This is a genomic window from Paenibacillus septentrionalis (genome assembly GCF_042659865.1).
Taxonomy (GTDB): domain Bacteria; phylum Bacillota; class Bacilli; order Paenibacillales; family Paenibacillaceae; genus Pristimantibacillus; species Pristimantibacillus septentrionalis.
In genome coordinates this window covers 450,705-465,066 of the sequence record NZ_JBHSTE010000001.1, presented here as the reverse complement: position 1 = coordinate 465,066, position 14,362 = coordinate 450,705, and the positions used below count along the sequence as shown (strand labels likewise).

Below are 14,362 nucleotides of genomic sequence, written 5' to 3'. Positions count from 1 at the left end.
TTGTATCTTGTTTAACTGTTTTGCTGCTGAAAGCTGGAAATGCTTGACCCAATCGAGTTAATTTCTTCTTGCAGCTGCTGACTATTTTGTGACTGCAGGATCGCTCTGGCCAGACGCTGCTCAATCGAGCCGTCACGAGATTCAATTCTCTCAATAATATGGTCGAGTTCTCCAATCACGAGCTCAAATAAATTGATCTTTTCGTGAAGCAGGTTCAGGATATGCTCTTCAATCGTGTTTTTCGTACAAAGATTATAAATATTTACATCCTGCGTTTGCCCTAATCGATGCACACGGCCAATTCTTTGCTCTACTCGCATTGGATTCCAGGGCAGATCAAAATTGATCATGTTGTTGCAAAACTGCAGATTGATGCCCTCGCCGCCAGCTTCAGTTGCAATCAGCACGCGAGCATTGCCGCGGAACAAGTCCATCATCCAATCTTTTTTTCCACGATTCATACCGCCGCGATAAGGAACTGCCGGAATTTGATGCTTGTCGAAAAACTGCAGTAAATACTCCTGTGTTGCGCGATACTCGGTAAATAAAATGACCTTTCCTTCGCATTGATTGATAATTTCCAGTGCTTTTTCTGCTTTGGTATTGGACGTAATGGCTCGAATCACCTCAACGAGCTCCCAAATTTGCGCTCGAATTGGTGAATCCTCAGCTGTCTTTTTGAACATATTGACCAGTGTTAAAAAGACGGCATCACGACTGCTGCACACTTCCCGCTGCAGCGTTACCAAAGACAAAATACTGCTTAGATCAATTCCGTCCTGACTTGCCATCTGTTGCACGAAGGAGGTGACGGCGTCGTAAAGCGCTTGCTCTTCCTTGGAAAGCTCTAGGGTGACATTTCGCACAATACGCTTTGTAAAGTGTATGCCGCCATCGCCGCGACGATTTCGGATCATGATAGATGAAAGCACATCCTGAAGCTGCTCTTCATTTTTAGGCAATCTTTTGTCTACGACGTAATTGCTGTTAAATTCACCTTGAGCGCCCAATTGCCCCGGCTTTAACAGCGAGATCAAATTAAACAGCTCCTCCAAATTGTTCTGAATCGGGGTTGCCGTCAGCAGCAAGCAATATTTTTTACTTAACTGGGTAGCAAATTGGTAATTTGTTGTTTTTTTATTTTTCAGCTTATGGGCTTCGTCAATAATAACGAGATCATAATCGGTTGAAAGTACAATTTCCTTGTGCGGATCGCGCTTCGCGGTGTCGATTGAGGCGACAACGATGTCGTAGCCCCAGCTGTGAGATTTTTTTTGCGCGACAGCGGCAATTCCGAATTTGGCATTGAGCTCTCGCACCCATTGCAGCACAAGTGAAGCGGGTACTAGAATCAAAGCTTTTTTTACGAGGCCGCGAACAATATACTCCTTTAAAATAAGACCAGCTTCAATTGTTTTCCCTAGTCCGACTTCATCAGCCAATATCGCGCGGCCTCCCATTTCATGCAAGACACGCTTGGCCGTGTCTAGCTGATGCGGCATAGGCTCGAAGGCAGGAAGGGTACGCAAGCAGATCAATTCATCAAATGAACTAACAACGGAAGCCTGCTTCGCTTCCATAGCAAGCTGATACATGCTCCATTGATCCCAAGGACCGTTCTGTTCAATTCGCTGCTGAAGCTCGCCAAACCACTCACGTTGAAATGTAACATCGACAGATGCGTGAATCGGTTTTTGAATTTGCTCAATAGTAGGAAAGATTCGATTATTCATAGTTGCTCCTTTTCATAACATTGCTTCTGTTCTAGTATTCCCCAAACGATGGTAATCATAATCTTTTCGAAACAGGAAAGGTTAGTACTAAAATGTTCAAAAGTCATTTACGAAAACTATATATTGTGTGTTATGATATATGAAGATACTACATATTGAAAATTAGTGGAGGAGTGATCTGGATGAGTACTTTAGAAGGCTTAAGTGAAAAAATATTTTTGGATCGATACGCACGCAAAAATGCTGAGGCTTCTCAAGCACAGCCCGGGGACACGGTGCTTGTGCTGGTAAAGGATGATTTGGCTTTTCCTGTGAAAGAGGCTGGTCAAATTTTAGCGCGTCGTGGTGATGAGGTTGATGTGAAAATGCGCAGTGGGGATGTGATCACAACGACCATCGCCAAGCTGACTCATACATTGGAAAGAACTCCTGATGAAATGTGGGATCGCCTAGCAGCCGCAATGTCTAGTGTTGAAGCGTCAGACGTGCAGCAGCAGTGGCAGGATCGATTCCGCTATATATTGGATGATTGGAAGCTTGTACCGGGCGGGCGAATAGCGGCTGGTGCAGGTGCAAGCGATGAATTAACGCTGTTTAACTGCTATGTCATTCCTTCACCGCATGACAGTCGGGGCGGCATTATGGCTACTTTAACTGAAATGACTGAAATTATGGCGCGTGGCGGCGGTGTCGGTATTAATTTATCCTCGCTTCGTCCGAAGCGAACCGTTGTCGTTGGGGTGAATGGCTCTTCTAGCGGTGCAGTATCGTGGGGAGGACTGTTCAGCTATACGACTGGCCTGATTGAGCAAGGAGGGAGCCGTCGTGGCGCCTTGATGCTTATGATTAATGACTGGCATCCCGATGTTCTTGAATTTATTACGGTGAAGCAAACAATGGGGAAAATAACGAATGCGAATTTGTCTGTGTGCGTTAGCGATGCGTTCATGGAAGCTGTCAAGCAGGATGGCGATTGGGAGCTAGTGTTCCCTGATACGACGGATGCAGAGTATGATGAGCTGTGGAACGGTGATCTCGAGGCTTGGCGCAAGCTGGGCAAGCCAGTCAATGTTCATTCGGTGGTTAAGGCAAGAGAGATATGGCATACCATTATTGAATCAGCCTGGAAATCAGCCGAGCCGGGTGTTGTTTTTATGGAGCGCTACAACAACATGTCCAACAGCTGGTATTTCAATCCGATTATCTGCACGAACCCTTGTGGTGAGCAGGGGCTTCCTGCATGGGGTGTCTGCAACTTGTCGGCGATTAACTTATCCAAGTTTTATGATGAGGAGCGTGATGATGTAGCTTGGGACGAGCTAGCAAAGGTAACGCGTTGGTCTGTTCGATTCCTGGATAATGTGATTGATCGCACCCCTTATCATTTCGAGGAAAATGAAGCGAATCAGAAAAAGGAACGTCGTATTGGATTAGGTTCAATGGGGCTTGCGGAGCTGATGATTAAGCTGAAGGTGCGCTACGGATCGCCAGAATCACTGCAGTTTTTGGATAAGCTGTACGGCTTTATCGCGAAGGAGGCTTATTTGGCTTCTGCTGAAATTGCGGGTGAAAAAGGCAGCTTCGAGGCGTTCGATGAGGAATTATTTTTGCAAAGCGGATTTATGAAAAATATGATTGCCGAGTTTCCTGAGGTGGAGGCCGCGATTCGTGCTACAGGTATGCGAAACGTAACCGTTATTACGCAAGCGCCTACTGGTTCTACAGGAACGATGGTTGGAACCTCGACTGGAATCGAGCCGTACTTTGCATTTAAGTATTTTCGTCAAAGCCGCTTAGGCTATGACGAGCAGTATGTGCCGATTGCACAGCAGTGGCTTGATGAGCATCCTGGCGAGGAGCTGCCTGATTACTTCGTAACCGCGATGAGTCTGACAGCAGAGGATCACATTCGCGTGCAGGCTGCGATTCAGCGCTGGGTGGACAGCTCGATATCGAAAACTGCGAATTGTCCGAATGACTTCACTGTTGAAGAAACCGAAAAACTGTATGAGCTTGCATACGAGCTAGGCTGCAAAGGGGTTACGATCTATCGTGATGGTAGCCGAGATGTTCAGGTTCTGTCTACCACTGAAAAGAGTGATAAGAGCAACGAGGGCAATAAAGCTGAAACAAACCTTGTATCAACAACTAACCATACTACGGAGCCTGCTGTACAAACAACTGGAGCGATGGATGCAGGCGGCAACGTTCTGCCTGCTGTTAGTCAGGCTGACCGTCAATACAAGCGTCGTCCTCAAGTGCTGCATGGTGCAACGTATCGCATGAATACACCGTTAGGCATGGCGTACATTACTATAAATGATCTCGATCATGTTCCTTCTGAAATCTTCTTGATTGTCGGCAAAGCAGGGTCAGACGTTTTTGCTATGGCAGAAGCGCTTGGACGCGTGTGCTCGTTGTTCCTTCGTTACGGGGATCATGGCAATAAAGTGCAGCTGCTTATTAAGCACTTGAAAGGAATCGGCGGCACAGGCGCAATCGGCTTTGGACAAAATCGTGTTGAATCGATTGCCGATGCGGTAGCAAAAGCGCTTGAGCTTCACCTGCAAGCAAAGGAGCATGCTTCGTCAGTCGAGCTTCCGGGACACTTCCTCGCAGAGGATACGGTAGCGCCTGCCGGAGAAACGGCTGAGGCATATGCGGCGACGCCCGAAAGTGTCGACCTTTGCCCTTCTTGCGGATCCGCTGCTTTAATTAATATTGAAGGCTGCAAGCAATGCAGCTCTTGCGGCTATAGCAAATGTAATTAAGGTGTAAACAACTATCGAAGCCACTACGTATACAGGGTCATTTTAGATATGACTGTGCATACGTAGTGGTTTTCTTATTTTCCTTAAAACTACTCGTTTGAACTCGCAACAAATGATGGAATGAATGGGGCGAAACACTATCAGAAAATTTTATGGCAAAATATTAATTTGACTAACATACGATTGCTCTTCATTATAGTAATGATGTTGACAGCATAGTATTGATATTGACAGCTCTACAAGAGTTTTATTGCTACAGGGGGAGACAACTATGAATAATCAACCTTTACATAAAAATCAAGAGAGTCAAAGCAGGCTCTCCGGATTCTTTAAGCTGTTAAAACGATTCCGTATATGGCTTATCGGAATAGTTCTTTTATTTTTTTCGCTATTAGCAATCGGGGCCTATTGGATTCATACTCTTGATATCGAAAAGCTAGTTGTTCCGATATCTGCACCAACAAAGTTCATAGATCGGTACGGCGAGGTTAGCTCCGAGGTCACTTCTGAAAAGATCGAATATGTGTCGATCGATCACATTCCGCTGCATTTCCAGCAAGCGATCGTAGCGGTCGAAGATAAAAGATATTATGATCATACCGGAGTGGACATCTTCGGAATCGTTCGAGCAGCTTTCCGTAATGTAAAGGAAGGCGGTGCAGTACAAGGTGGTAGTACGATTACCCAGCAGCTTGCCAAAAACGTATTTTTGACGGGTGAAAAAACGTTCTCGCGTAAGCTGACAGAAGCTGCCTATGCAATCAAGATCGAGGCACTTTATGACAAAGACCAAATTCTCGAAATGTATTTGAATCAAATTTATTTCGGAGAAGGCCAATGGGGAGTGCAAAAAGCTGCCAAGCGGTATTTCGGCAAACAAACGACGGATTTGACGTTGGCCGAGAGTGCTTTGCTTGCTGCATTACCGAAAGCTCCAACTCGATATTCTCCGCTTAAAAACAAGGAGATTGCTTTAGAGCGTCGCAATCTTGTGCTCCGCTTAATGAAAGATGAGGGCTTTATCTCTGAAACCGATTATCAACACGCTAAAGCAGAACCGATTAAAGTGCTCAAGGAAATTCCCCAAGAGCATGTCAACCATTTGCTCGGTCAATACGCGTCTTATATGGATCAAGTAATCGATGAGGCGATTTCAGTATATGGATTTACCGAGCGCCAATTGTTGGCGGGGAATCTACTCATCTACACAGAGCTGGATCCAGTGGTTCAGAACGCAATGGAAGAAACGTACCGCAATGAAGCGCTATTCCCAGAAAGCACATCCGACCAGCTGCTGCAGAGCGGGGCAGTCATCATGGACCCGTCTACTGGGGGGATACGCGGAATTGTGGGGCAGCGAGGAGAGCATACATTCCGTGGTTTCAACCATGCAACACAGCTTGTAAGACAACCTGGATCGGTATTCAAGCCATTAATCGTCTACGCTCCTGCTCTGGAGAGAGGGTATGACAAAAATTCACAGCTTTATGATGGTCCATTAGATATCGGGGGTTACCGTCCTAATAATGTAGACAATCGAACGTTAGGGCAAGTATCGCTTCAAGAGGCGGTTATCCATTCGAGAAACATTCCAGCAGTATGGCTGTTGAACGAAATTGGACTTAATACCGGCATAGAGTTTGTAGAGAAACTTGGTATTCCGCTAGGAGAGGAAGATCGTAATTTAAGCTTGGCGCTTGGTGGATTATCTCAAGGGGTCTCTCCGCTTCAAATGGCACAGGGCTATAGTGTATTCCCTAACCTTGGAGTACAGGTTCAAGCGCATACCATTTCGAAAATTACAACTGTGGACGGCCAAGTTTTAGCTGAGGCTGAGCATCAACCTGTATCGGTTATGTCTCCGGAGAACGCATATGTGATGACCGAAATGCTGCAAAATGTTATCAAGGAAGGCACAGGAAAGAATGCGGCAATCGATCGTCCGGTGGCCGGGAAAACGGGAACGACACAGCTTCCGCGGAATAGTCAATTCGAAGGGATCACCGGCGGTGCCAAAGATGCTTGGTTTGTCGGCTATACGCCAGAACTGGTAGGGGCAGTTTGGATAGGCTACGATCAGACGGATAAAAATCATTATTTGACAACATCCGGTGGGCAATATCCTGCTTTAATCTTCAGAGAAATGATGTCTTTGGCCTTAAAGGACGTTCCAGCTTCTGAGTTTAAACGTCCTCTGCTCGAAAAATCGAAAGAAAATACGAGCATTGGGGGTAAGACAGATCAGGGAAATGGGGAAGAAGGGAAAAAAGAGAAGAAAAAGAAGAAAGAAGAAGAGAAAAAGAAAAGAGAAGAAGAGAAAAAGAAAAGAGAGGAAAAGAAAAAGGAGGAGAAAAAGAAGAAGGAGGAGAAAAAGAAAAAGGAGGAAGAGAAAAAGAAGAAAGAAAAAGACTAAATGATGACTGTTATGAACGTACACAGGTAACATCTACAATCATCTACAATAGCTCTATGCAGTATAACCGTAGCATGTAACATACATTTTTTGAATGATTTTTTGGGACAGTCCTATTTTGGGCTGTCCTTTCTTTATGATTTGTAGGACAATGCAGAAGCAAAACACGATCCATGAACTTCATCAAAAACATGATGTCGTAGTCCTTCCCCAAAGAGCGAAGTTGTCTGTTTTTAAGCATGAAGTGAAAAATAAAATTTCAAATCAAATGCAGTGTTTACGATTTAAAACCGGGAACGGTAGAAGTTTGATTTTTATGTTAGAGTAGATTTTGACCTCAGGGTATTACAAAAAAATTTTAATGCTAGACGAGGGCTGGAACCGTTTGATACAATATAATATAAGAACACTGTTTTATAATATAAAACATAGGGGGTGAGTCGTGTGCCGATTATTCAGTCGTTAGACAGGGCGCTTAACATACTAGATCTATTCGATGACCAGCATCGGGAATTGAAAATTACTGAAATTAGTTCGCGCCTGGGTTTGCATAAAAGTACTGTTCATTCTCTTCTTAAGACGCTTCAATTACATGGTTATATTGAACAGGATGATAATGGACTGTATAGACTCGGCATGAAATTATTAGAAAAGGGTCAGTTATTGTTAAGAGGTTTAGATATCAGAGAGGTTTCTAATGGGTATCTGAAAAAACTATCAGAGGAAACAGGACAAACGGTTCATCTAGTCATTCAGGATGGAGCTGAAGGTGTATACATCGATAAGGTGGAAGGAAGCAAAGCTGCCATTCGCTACTCTTGGATTGGTCGTAGAATTCCGCTTCATAGTAGTGCAGTAGGAAAAGTGCTCGCTGCATATATGGAACATGTTGAACGCGAAAAACTGTTGGAAAATTATACATACTCCGTTCATACTTCGAATACGATAACAACCGAAGACAAATTTCTAGCCGAACTGGAGCAGGTAAGAGAAAAAGGGATTGCCTACGATAGGGAGGAAAATGAAGTTGGAGTACGCTGCATCGCTGCCCCGATATATAATCATAGTCGGAAGGTTGTTGCAGCAATAAGCATGTCTACGTTAGTTACGTCCGTTAATGATCAAGAGCTTCAGGACTTAGTGCTGCGATTAATTGAAACGTCGAAACAAATATCGAATGGTTTAGGTTACAGAGAGATAGGGTAGGAGATCAAACTTCTCCCTCTTTATTTTATTATGATTCAAGAACGTTGTTTTATATTATAAAACAAATGACAGGAGTTGGATTACTATGAAGATTTTCCGTTACCGTGATGAGGGCAATGTTTATTTGGGGGCATTGGTGGAGCAAGGACAATTATATCAGCTGAAAGAATCGAATGTAATGGAGCTTGTTGCTGCAGCACGTCAAAATGGTAAGACAACGGAGGGATATGTGCGTGCTGCCTTGCAGCAAGCGACACCGATCCCACAGTCTATTGAGGAGCTTCACTTACTAACACCGGTAGACGCACCAGAAGTATGGGCAGCAGGTGTTACTTATCAACGCAGCAGAGAAGCAAGAAATTATGAAGCAACCGATGGAAAGCTGGATAGCACTACGTTTTACGATAAAGTGTATGATGCGCCTCGGCCAGAATTGTTTATGAAATCAACAGCCGCTCGTACGGTAGGTCATCGTGATCAGGTTTGTCTTCGAACCGATTCAACATGGCAAGTGCCTGAGGCAGAGCTTGGTCTGGTTCTGGATGAAAACGGTGCCATTATTGGATACACCGTTGGGAATGACATGAGCTGCCGTGATATTGAAGGTGAAAATCCGCTATATTTGCCGCAAGCGAAAATTTGGAAACGATCCTGCTCGATTGGCCCTTTTATACGATTAGCAGAAACGCTTGAGGACCCTTATGCGCTATCAATAGCTTGCCGAATCTATCGAGATGGCGAAAAAGTAGTTGATGAGCAAGCGAATACCAATCAATTGAAGCGTAAATTTACTGAGCTTGTAGATTACTTGAAAAAAGACAATGAATTGTTTGCAGGAACCGTGTTGCTGACGGGGACATGTCTCGTTCCGCCTAATCAATTCACATTAAATTCTGGCGACATCATTGAAATCGAAATCGAAGGCATCGGTACGCTCGTTAATGTTGCGGTTTATGAACAAGAATTAGGGTTTAACTAAAAATTTAGGAGGCGAAATTATGGGACGTGAGGTACAAGTGACAATCGAGAATTATATCAATGGAGAGTGGTGCAAGCCAGTATCTGAAAAGTATATTGTTAATAAAAATCCTGCTAATTTAGCTGAGGAAGTAGGCAATGTACCCGATTCGAACGAGCAGGACTTGGATGCGGCAGTTGCTGCCGCTTCTGGCGCTCGCAAAGCTTGGCGTAGCATGGCAGGAGCAGAGCGAGGAAACTTCCTTTACAAAGTCGCAAGCATTATGGAGCAAAATGTAGATATTATCGGAACTATGATGACAAGAGAGATGGGTAAGACATTAGGCGAAGCGAAAGGAGAGGTTTTACGAGGCATTGCCATCTTGAAATATTATGCAGGTGAAGGCATGCGCCCAGTTGGAGATGTCATTCCTGCAACCGATCCAACGGCGCTTATGTATACAACACGAGTACCATTGGGCGTTGTTGGCGTTATATCCCCTTGGAACTTTCCAGTTGCTATCCCGATATGGAAGATCGCTCCTGCCTTGATATACGGGAACACAGTCGTATGGAAACCAGCTCGGGAAACAGCTGTTACAGCCTCGTTAGTGATGAAATGCTTCCATGAAGCGGGTCTACCAGCTGGTGTTTTGAATATGGTCATCGGCGAAGGAAAGCTTATCGGACAAAAACTAACAGAGCATCGCCAAGTACAAGGTATTACATTTACAGGCTCTAATGCAGTAGGTAAGGTTGTTGGCCAAACTGCTGCAGCAAGAGGAGCAAAGTATCAGCTTGAAATGGGTGGGAAAAATCCTATCATTATTGCAGCTGATGCTGATCTGGAGCTTGCAGTTGAAGCAACGATTAGCGGTGGCTTGCGATCCACTGGACAGAAGTGTACAGCAACAAGCAGGGTCATCGTAGTCCGCGATATCTATGAATCTTTCCGGGAATTATTGATTGAGAGAGTTAAGCAGTTAAAAGTAGGAAATGGGCTCGATGGCGATACATGGCTTGGGCCTTGTGCGAATCAAAAACAGTATGAAACAGTGCAGCATTATATCGAAAAAGGTATAGCAGAGGGGGCAGAACTAGTAATCGGAGGCGAGCCTCAGCAAGAAGCCAGCTTACAGCAAGGTTATTTTGTAGCTCCTGTCGTTTTTGATCAAGTGACCTCGCGTATGACGATTGCTCAAGAGGAAGTATTTGGACCAGTGCTTGCGTTAATTAAAGCAGACAGCTTTGAAGAAGCAATTTCATTGGCGAATGATACGCAATACGGTTTAAGCGCATCGATCTATACGAAAAACATCGCGCAAGCGCTTGCCTTTATTAATGAGACTGAAGCTGGCCTAGTTCGAGTAAATGCGGAAACAGCAGGAGTCGAGCTGCAGGCACCATTCGGAGGATTGAAAAATTCAAGCTCACATTCACGTGAGCAAGGTCAAGCTGCTATAGAATTCTATACAGCGATCAAGACGGTATTTATCAAGCCCTAATAGAAGGAGCGATGTGCAATGAATGATCCTCTTCATCATGTCATGGGGAACGAGAGTACAGCGTTCTTTAATATCACAACCCATGCAGCTGGTCCTGAAGGTGTTTTGCCGTTAACGCATGATATGCTATTAAATGCGCCAAGTGGTGATCTTTTTGGTTGGAGTCAAAATGTAGGCATGGGCTGGAAGCCGAATCGACTCAATGGCAAGGAAATTTTATTACTTGGAACGCAAGGTGGAATTCGCTCTGAGGATGGTCAACCTGTTGCATTAGGCTATCATACTGGTCATTGGGAAATTGGATTGTTAATGCGTGAAGCAGCAGATGAAATTAATCAGAGCGGAAATATTCCTTTTGCGGGATACGTCAGTGATCCTTGCGATGGTCGTTCACAAGGCACGACAGGCATGTTCGATTCTTTACCGTATCGAAATGACGCCGCAATCGTCATGAGAAGATTGATACGTTCTTTGCCGAATCGCGCAGCTGTACTTGGCGTGGCGACCTGTGACAAAGGGCTGCCCGCCATGATGCTTGCATTATCAGGAATGAAGCATATACCGGGGGTTATCGTGCCAGGTGGCGTGACGCTTCCGCCTACTCATGGTGAGGATGCCGGCAAAATTCAAACGATTGGCGCCAGGTATGCTAACGGAGAGTTATCGCTGGAAGAAGCTGCTGATTTGGGCTGTCGTGCATGCGCTACACCAGGCGGTGGCTGTCAATTTCTCGGAACGGCTGGAACAGCACAGGTCGTTGCCGAGGCACTTGGCTTAACGGTCCCTCATGCTGCGTTATCGCCTTCAGGTCAGCCAGTGTGGCTGGAGATGGCACGTCAATCTGCTCGTGCTGCGATGCAGCTTGCCAATAAAGGCATGAAGATGTCTGATGTGCTTGTCGATGCGTCCATCCGAAATGCGATGGTTGTGCATGCAGCATTCGGAGGCTCTACTAATTTATTGCTTCATATTCCAGCCATTGCACAAGCAGCGGGCTTAGCAGTTCCTGATGCTGCCGAGTGGGCTCGAATCAATCGTAGTGTGCCGCGGTTAGTCAGTGTACTGCCTAATGGTCCTATTCCACATCCAACGATCCGTCTGTTTTTAGCAGGAGGTGTTCCTGAGGTTATGCTCCATCTAAGACGACTAGGATTATTGGAAGAGCAGGTAATGACCGTTTCAGGTGTTACCTTATCCGAAACACTTGACTGGTGGGAAGCTTCAGAGCGCCGCAAGCAAATGCGAGCGTATCTTCAGCAGCAGGAGGGAATTGATCCTGACACCGTTATTTATAGCCCTGAACAGGCTAAGGTTGCAGGATTGACGCCTACATTAACATTTCCTGTTGGGAATATAGCGCCAGAAGGCTCCGTTATCAAATCAACAGCGATCGATCCAGAAATGCTTGATAAGGATGGCGTATTCCGCCATGTTGGCAGAGTAAAAGTTTTCGCTACTGAACGAGAAGCTATTAAGGCAATTAAAACGGGCGGTATCGCAGCGGGTGATATTTTGGCCTTGGTAGGTCGAGGACCGTCGGGCACTGGAATGGAAGAAACGTACCAGCTGACCTCAGCCTTAAAGCATTTGTCATATGGGAAGCACGTCTCGCTTCTAACCGATGCACGCTTCTCCGGTGTTTCAACTGGAGCTTGTATCGGACATATCGGGCCAGAGGCTCTCGCAGGAGGACCGATCGGCAGACTTCGTAATGGAGATTGGATCGACATACGCATCGATACCCATAAGCTTGAAGGGGAAATTAATATGGTTGGGTGTGGCGAGTCGCCGGATACTCCAGCAGCAGGCACACATATTTTATCGAGTCGGACGATGCTTGATTCGATTCGAGAGGATGCGAATCTGCCGGATGACACTCGATTATGGGCAGCATTGCAAGCAGCGAGTGGAGGTACATGGAAGGGATGCGTATACGATACGGAGCGCATTATCTCTGTACTTGAAGCTGGCATGCGAGCAATTGAGACAGAAAAAGCGGAAACTAGCCATCCTTATCATCATTCAGCTGATCATGCAGGTATAGACTAAGAAGCAAGCAAAGCCGGATTCATTCTTGAATCCGGCTTTGCTATTACAACATTAAAAAGCAGCAGCTTATTCCAAAACTATTTCGTATACAGAGCAACAACGGATTGTGAGCTGCAATTCATTGTTATGAATATCCATTGATTCAGCTGTTTGAATGGCAATTTGATCTGGATGTTCAAATGTATTATGGTCGGTAATGGCTCCCGTTACATATCGTATATGAGCCTTTGTAAAGCTTCTTCCTTCCAGATAGCTGTGCAAGGCCACATCTGCATTAGCGGATAAATTCACAATCGTAAGGTGCATACGGTGATCTTCTCTTTCTGATGCACTCACATGTAAATGAGGAAGCTGAGCATCGTTGATGTGCAAGTCATCTGCTTGAATATAGCTTTCGACTAAGGTAGCATTTTGGTGCCCTTTATAGAGGTCGAATACATGATAGGTTGGCGTAAGAACCATCTTGTCCCCTTCTGTTAAAATAACAGACTGCAAAACATTGATCATTTGCGCAAGATTTGCCATCGTAACGCGATCACTGTGTAAGTTAAAAATGTTCAACGTAAGAGCAGCTACAATCGCATCTCGCATTGTGTTCTGCTGATATAAAAATGCCGGGTTTGTCCCTTCCTCAGCAAGGTGCCAAGTTCCCCATTCATCAACGATCAAAGCGACCTTTTTATCAGGGTCATATTGATCCATTATATGTTTATGTCGCGTTATTAGCTCATCCATAAAATAAGCTCGATCTAGCGTTCGATAATAATTGCTTTCATCAAAAGCTGTAGCGGAGGCTTTCGATTCCCATTTGTACTTATCTGTTTTATAGTAGCCAGGCATTGTATAGTAGTGCAGGGATAGGCCATCCATTCGATTGCCCGCAAGCTGCATGACGGTTTCTGTCCAATTTTGGTCATCTCCATCAGGTCCGCATGCCACTCGTTGAATGCGCTTACCATAGTGGCGAATAAAGCTTTCGAATTGTCTGTACAGGTCTGAGTAATATTCAGGACGCATTTGTCCGCCACAACCCCAGTTCTCATTCCCGATTCCGATAAAGTCTAACGTCCAAGGCTTTTCACGACCATTCTTACGTCTTAATTCGGTCATTTCGGATTCACCATCGAAGGTTATGTACTCGACCCATTCACTGACTTCTCTTGGCGTGCCGGATCCAATATTAGCTGCAATATAGCTTGAACATTCAAGCAGCTCACATAAATCAAAATACTCATGCGTACCAAATGAATTGTTTTCAATAACACCGCCCCAGCTGCTGTTTATCATTTTTTTGCGATGCTCACCAATGCCGTCTTTCCAATAATAATATTCGGCAAAGCACCCGCCAGGCCAGCGGATTACAGGTACGGCAATATGTTTTAGCGCCTGCAACACATCTGTTCGAATGCCTCGAATATTCGGTATGGGGCTGTCCTTGCCAACAAAGATTCCGTCGTAAATGCCTCTACCTAGATGCTCTGCAAAATGTCCGTATATATTCTTGTTAATGACCGATAGTTTTCGATCTGCACGTACAAATAATTTTGCCACGTAGCCACAACCTTTCTTGATTTTACGAATCACCCAAGCGGGATTAAGTCTATTATGACGATTAACGAAAGGTTTGGGGATTGCATTTTAAAAGATAGTAAAGAAATGACAATCATCTAAAGAAGTGAACGCTTAATTGGAACAATTTAGTAAAGAGATGAAAGTGAAGTCACAATT

At 44.9% G+C, this 14,362-nt stretch carries 8 protein-coding genes; 6 read left to right on the top strand and 2 right to left on the bottom strand.

Annotation, left to right across the window (positions count from 1 at the left end):
- Positions 1-11: 11 nt before the first annotated feature.
- Positions 12-1,733: a DEAD/DEAH box helicase gene (locus tag ACFP56_RS02195; protein WP_379230641.1), complete on the bottom strand. Its 1,722-nt coding sequence runs from the start codon at positions 1,731-1,733 to the stop codon at positions 12-14.
- 182 nt (positions 1,734-1,915) lie between these two features.
- On the opposite strand from ACFP56_RS02195, the gene ACFP56_RS02190 reads away from it, so the two are divergent.
- The 6 genes from ACFP56_RS02190 (at position 1,916) to ACFP56_RS02165 (ending at position 12,634) form a co-directional block, all read left to right on the top strand.
- Positions 1,916-4,504: an adenosylcobalamin-dependent ribonucleoside-diphosphate reductase gene (locus ACFP56_RS02190; RefSeq protein WP_379230638.1), complete on the top strand. Its 2,589-nt coding sequence runs from the start codon at positions 1,916-1,918 to the stop codon at positions 4,502-4,504.
- A 271-nt stretch (positions 4,505-4,775) separates the two neighbouring features.
- Entirely contained in the window at positions 4,776-6,917 is a 2,142-nt protein-coding gene (locus ACFP56_RS02185) for a transglycosylase domain-containing protein (protein WP_379230636.1), read from the top strand.
- A 444-nt stretch (positions 6,918-7,361) separates the two neighbouring features.
- Entirely contained in the window at positions 7,362-8,123 is a 762-nt protein-coding gene (locus tag ACFP56_RS02180) for an IclR family transcriptional regulator (protein WP_379230634.1), read from the top strand.
- Between the two features lie 85 nt (positions 8,124-8,208).
- Complete coding sequence (locus ACFP56_RS02175) at positions 8,209-9,102, top strand: fumarylacetoacetate hydrolase family protein (protein WP_379230632.1); 894 nt, start codon at positions 8,209-8,211, stop codon at positions 9,100-9,102.
- Between the two features lie 19 nt (positions 9,103-9,121).
- A complete protein-coding gene (gene gucD, locus ACFP56_RS02170; RefSeq protein WP_379230629.1) occupies positions 9,122-10,585 on the top strand; it encodes an alpha-ketoglutaric semialdehyde dehydrogenase GucD in 1,464 nt (487 codons plus the stop codon).
- Between the two features lie 18 nt (positions 10,586-10,603).
- The gene (locus tag ACFP56_RS02165; protein ID WP_379230627.1) at positions 10,604-12,634 is read left to right on the top strand and encodes a YjhG/YagF family D-xylonate dehydratase; all 2,031 of its coding nucleotides are present in this window, start codon (positions 10,604-10,606) and stop codon (positions 12,632-12,634) included.
- Between the two features lie 66 nt (positions 12,635-12,700).
- Here the strand turns inward: ACFP56_RS02165 and ACFP56_RS02160 are convergent, their stop codons facing one another.
- Positions 12,701-14,185, bottom strand: coding sequence for an alpha-N-arabinofuranosidase (locus ACFP56_RS02160; RefSeq protein ID WP_379230625.1), 1,485 nt, complete (start codon positions 14,183-14,185; stop codon positions 12,701-12,703).
- Positions 14,186-14,362: the final 177 nt, after the last annotated feature.

Bases quoted from the DNA above. Each gene is read 5' to 3' on its own strand.
- ACFP56_RS02195 (WP_379230641.1), bottom strand. From the start codon at position 1,733: ATGAATAATCGAATCTTTCCTACTATTGAGCAAATTCAAAAACCGATT.
- ACFP56_RS02190 (WP_379230638.1), top strand. From the start codon at position 1,916: ATGAGTACTTTAGAAGGCTTAAGTGAAAAAATATTTTTGGATCGATAC.
- ACFP56_RS02185 (WP_379230636.1), top strand. From the start codon at position 4,776: ATGAATAATCAACCTTTACATAAAAATCAAGAGAGTCAAAGCAGGCTC.
- ACFP56_RS02175 (WP_379230632.1), top strand. From the start codon at position 8,209: ATGAAGATTTTCCGTTACCGTGATGAGGGCAATGTTTATTTGGGGGCA.
- gucD (WP_379230629.1), top strand. From the start codon at position 9,122: ATGGGACGTGAGGTACAAGTGACAATCGAGAATTATATCAATGGAGAG.
- ACFP56_RS02165 (WP_379230627.1), top strand. From the start codon at position 10,604: ATGAATGATCCTCTTCATCATGTCATGGGGAACGAGAGTACAGCGTTC.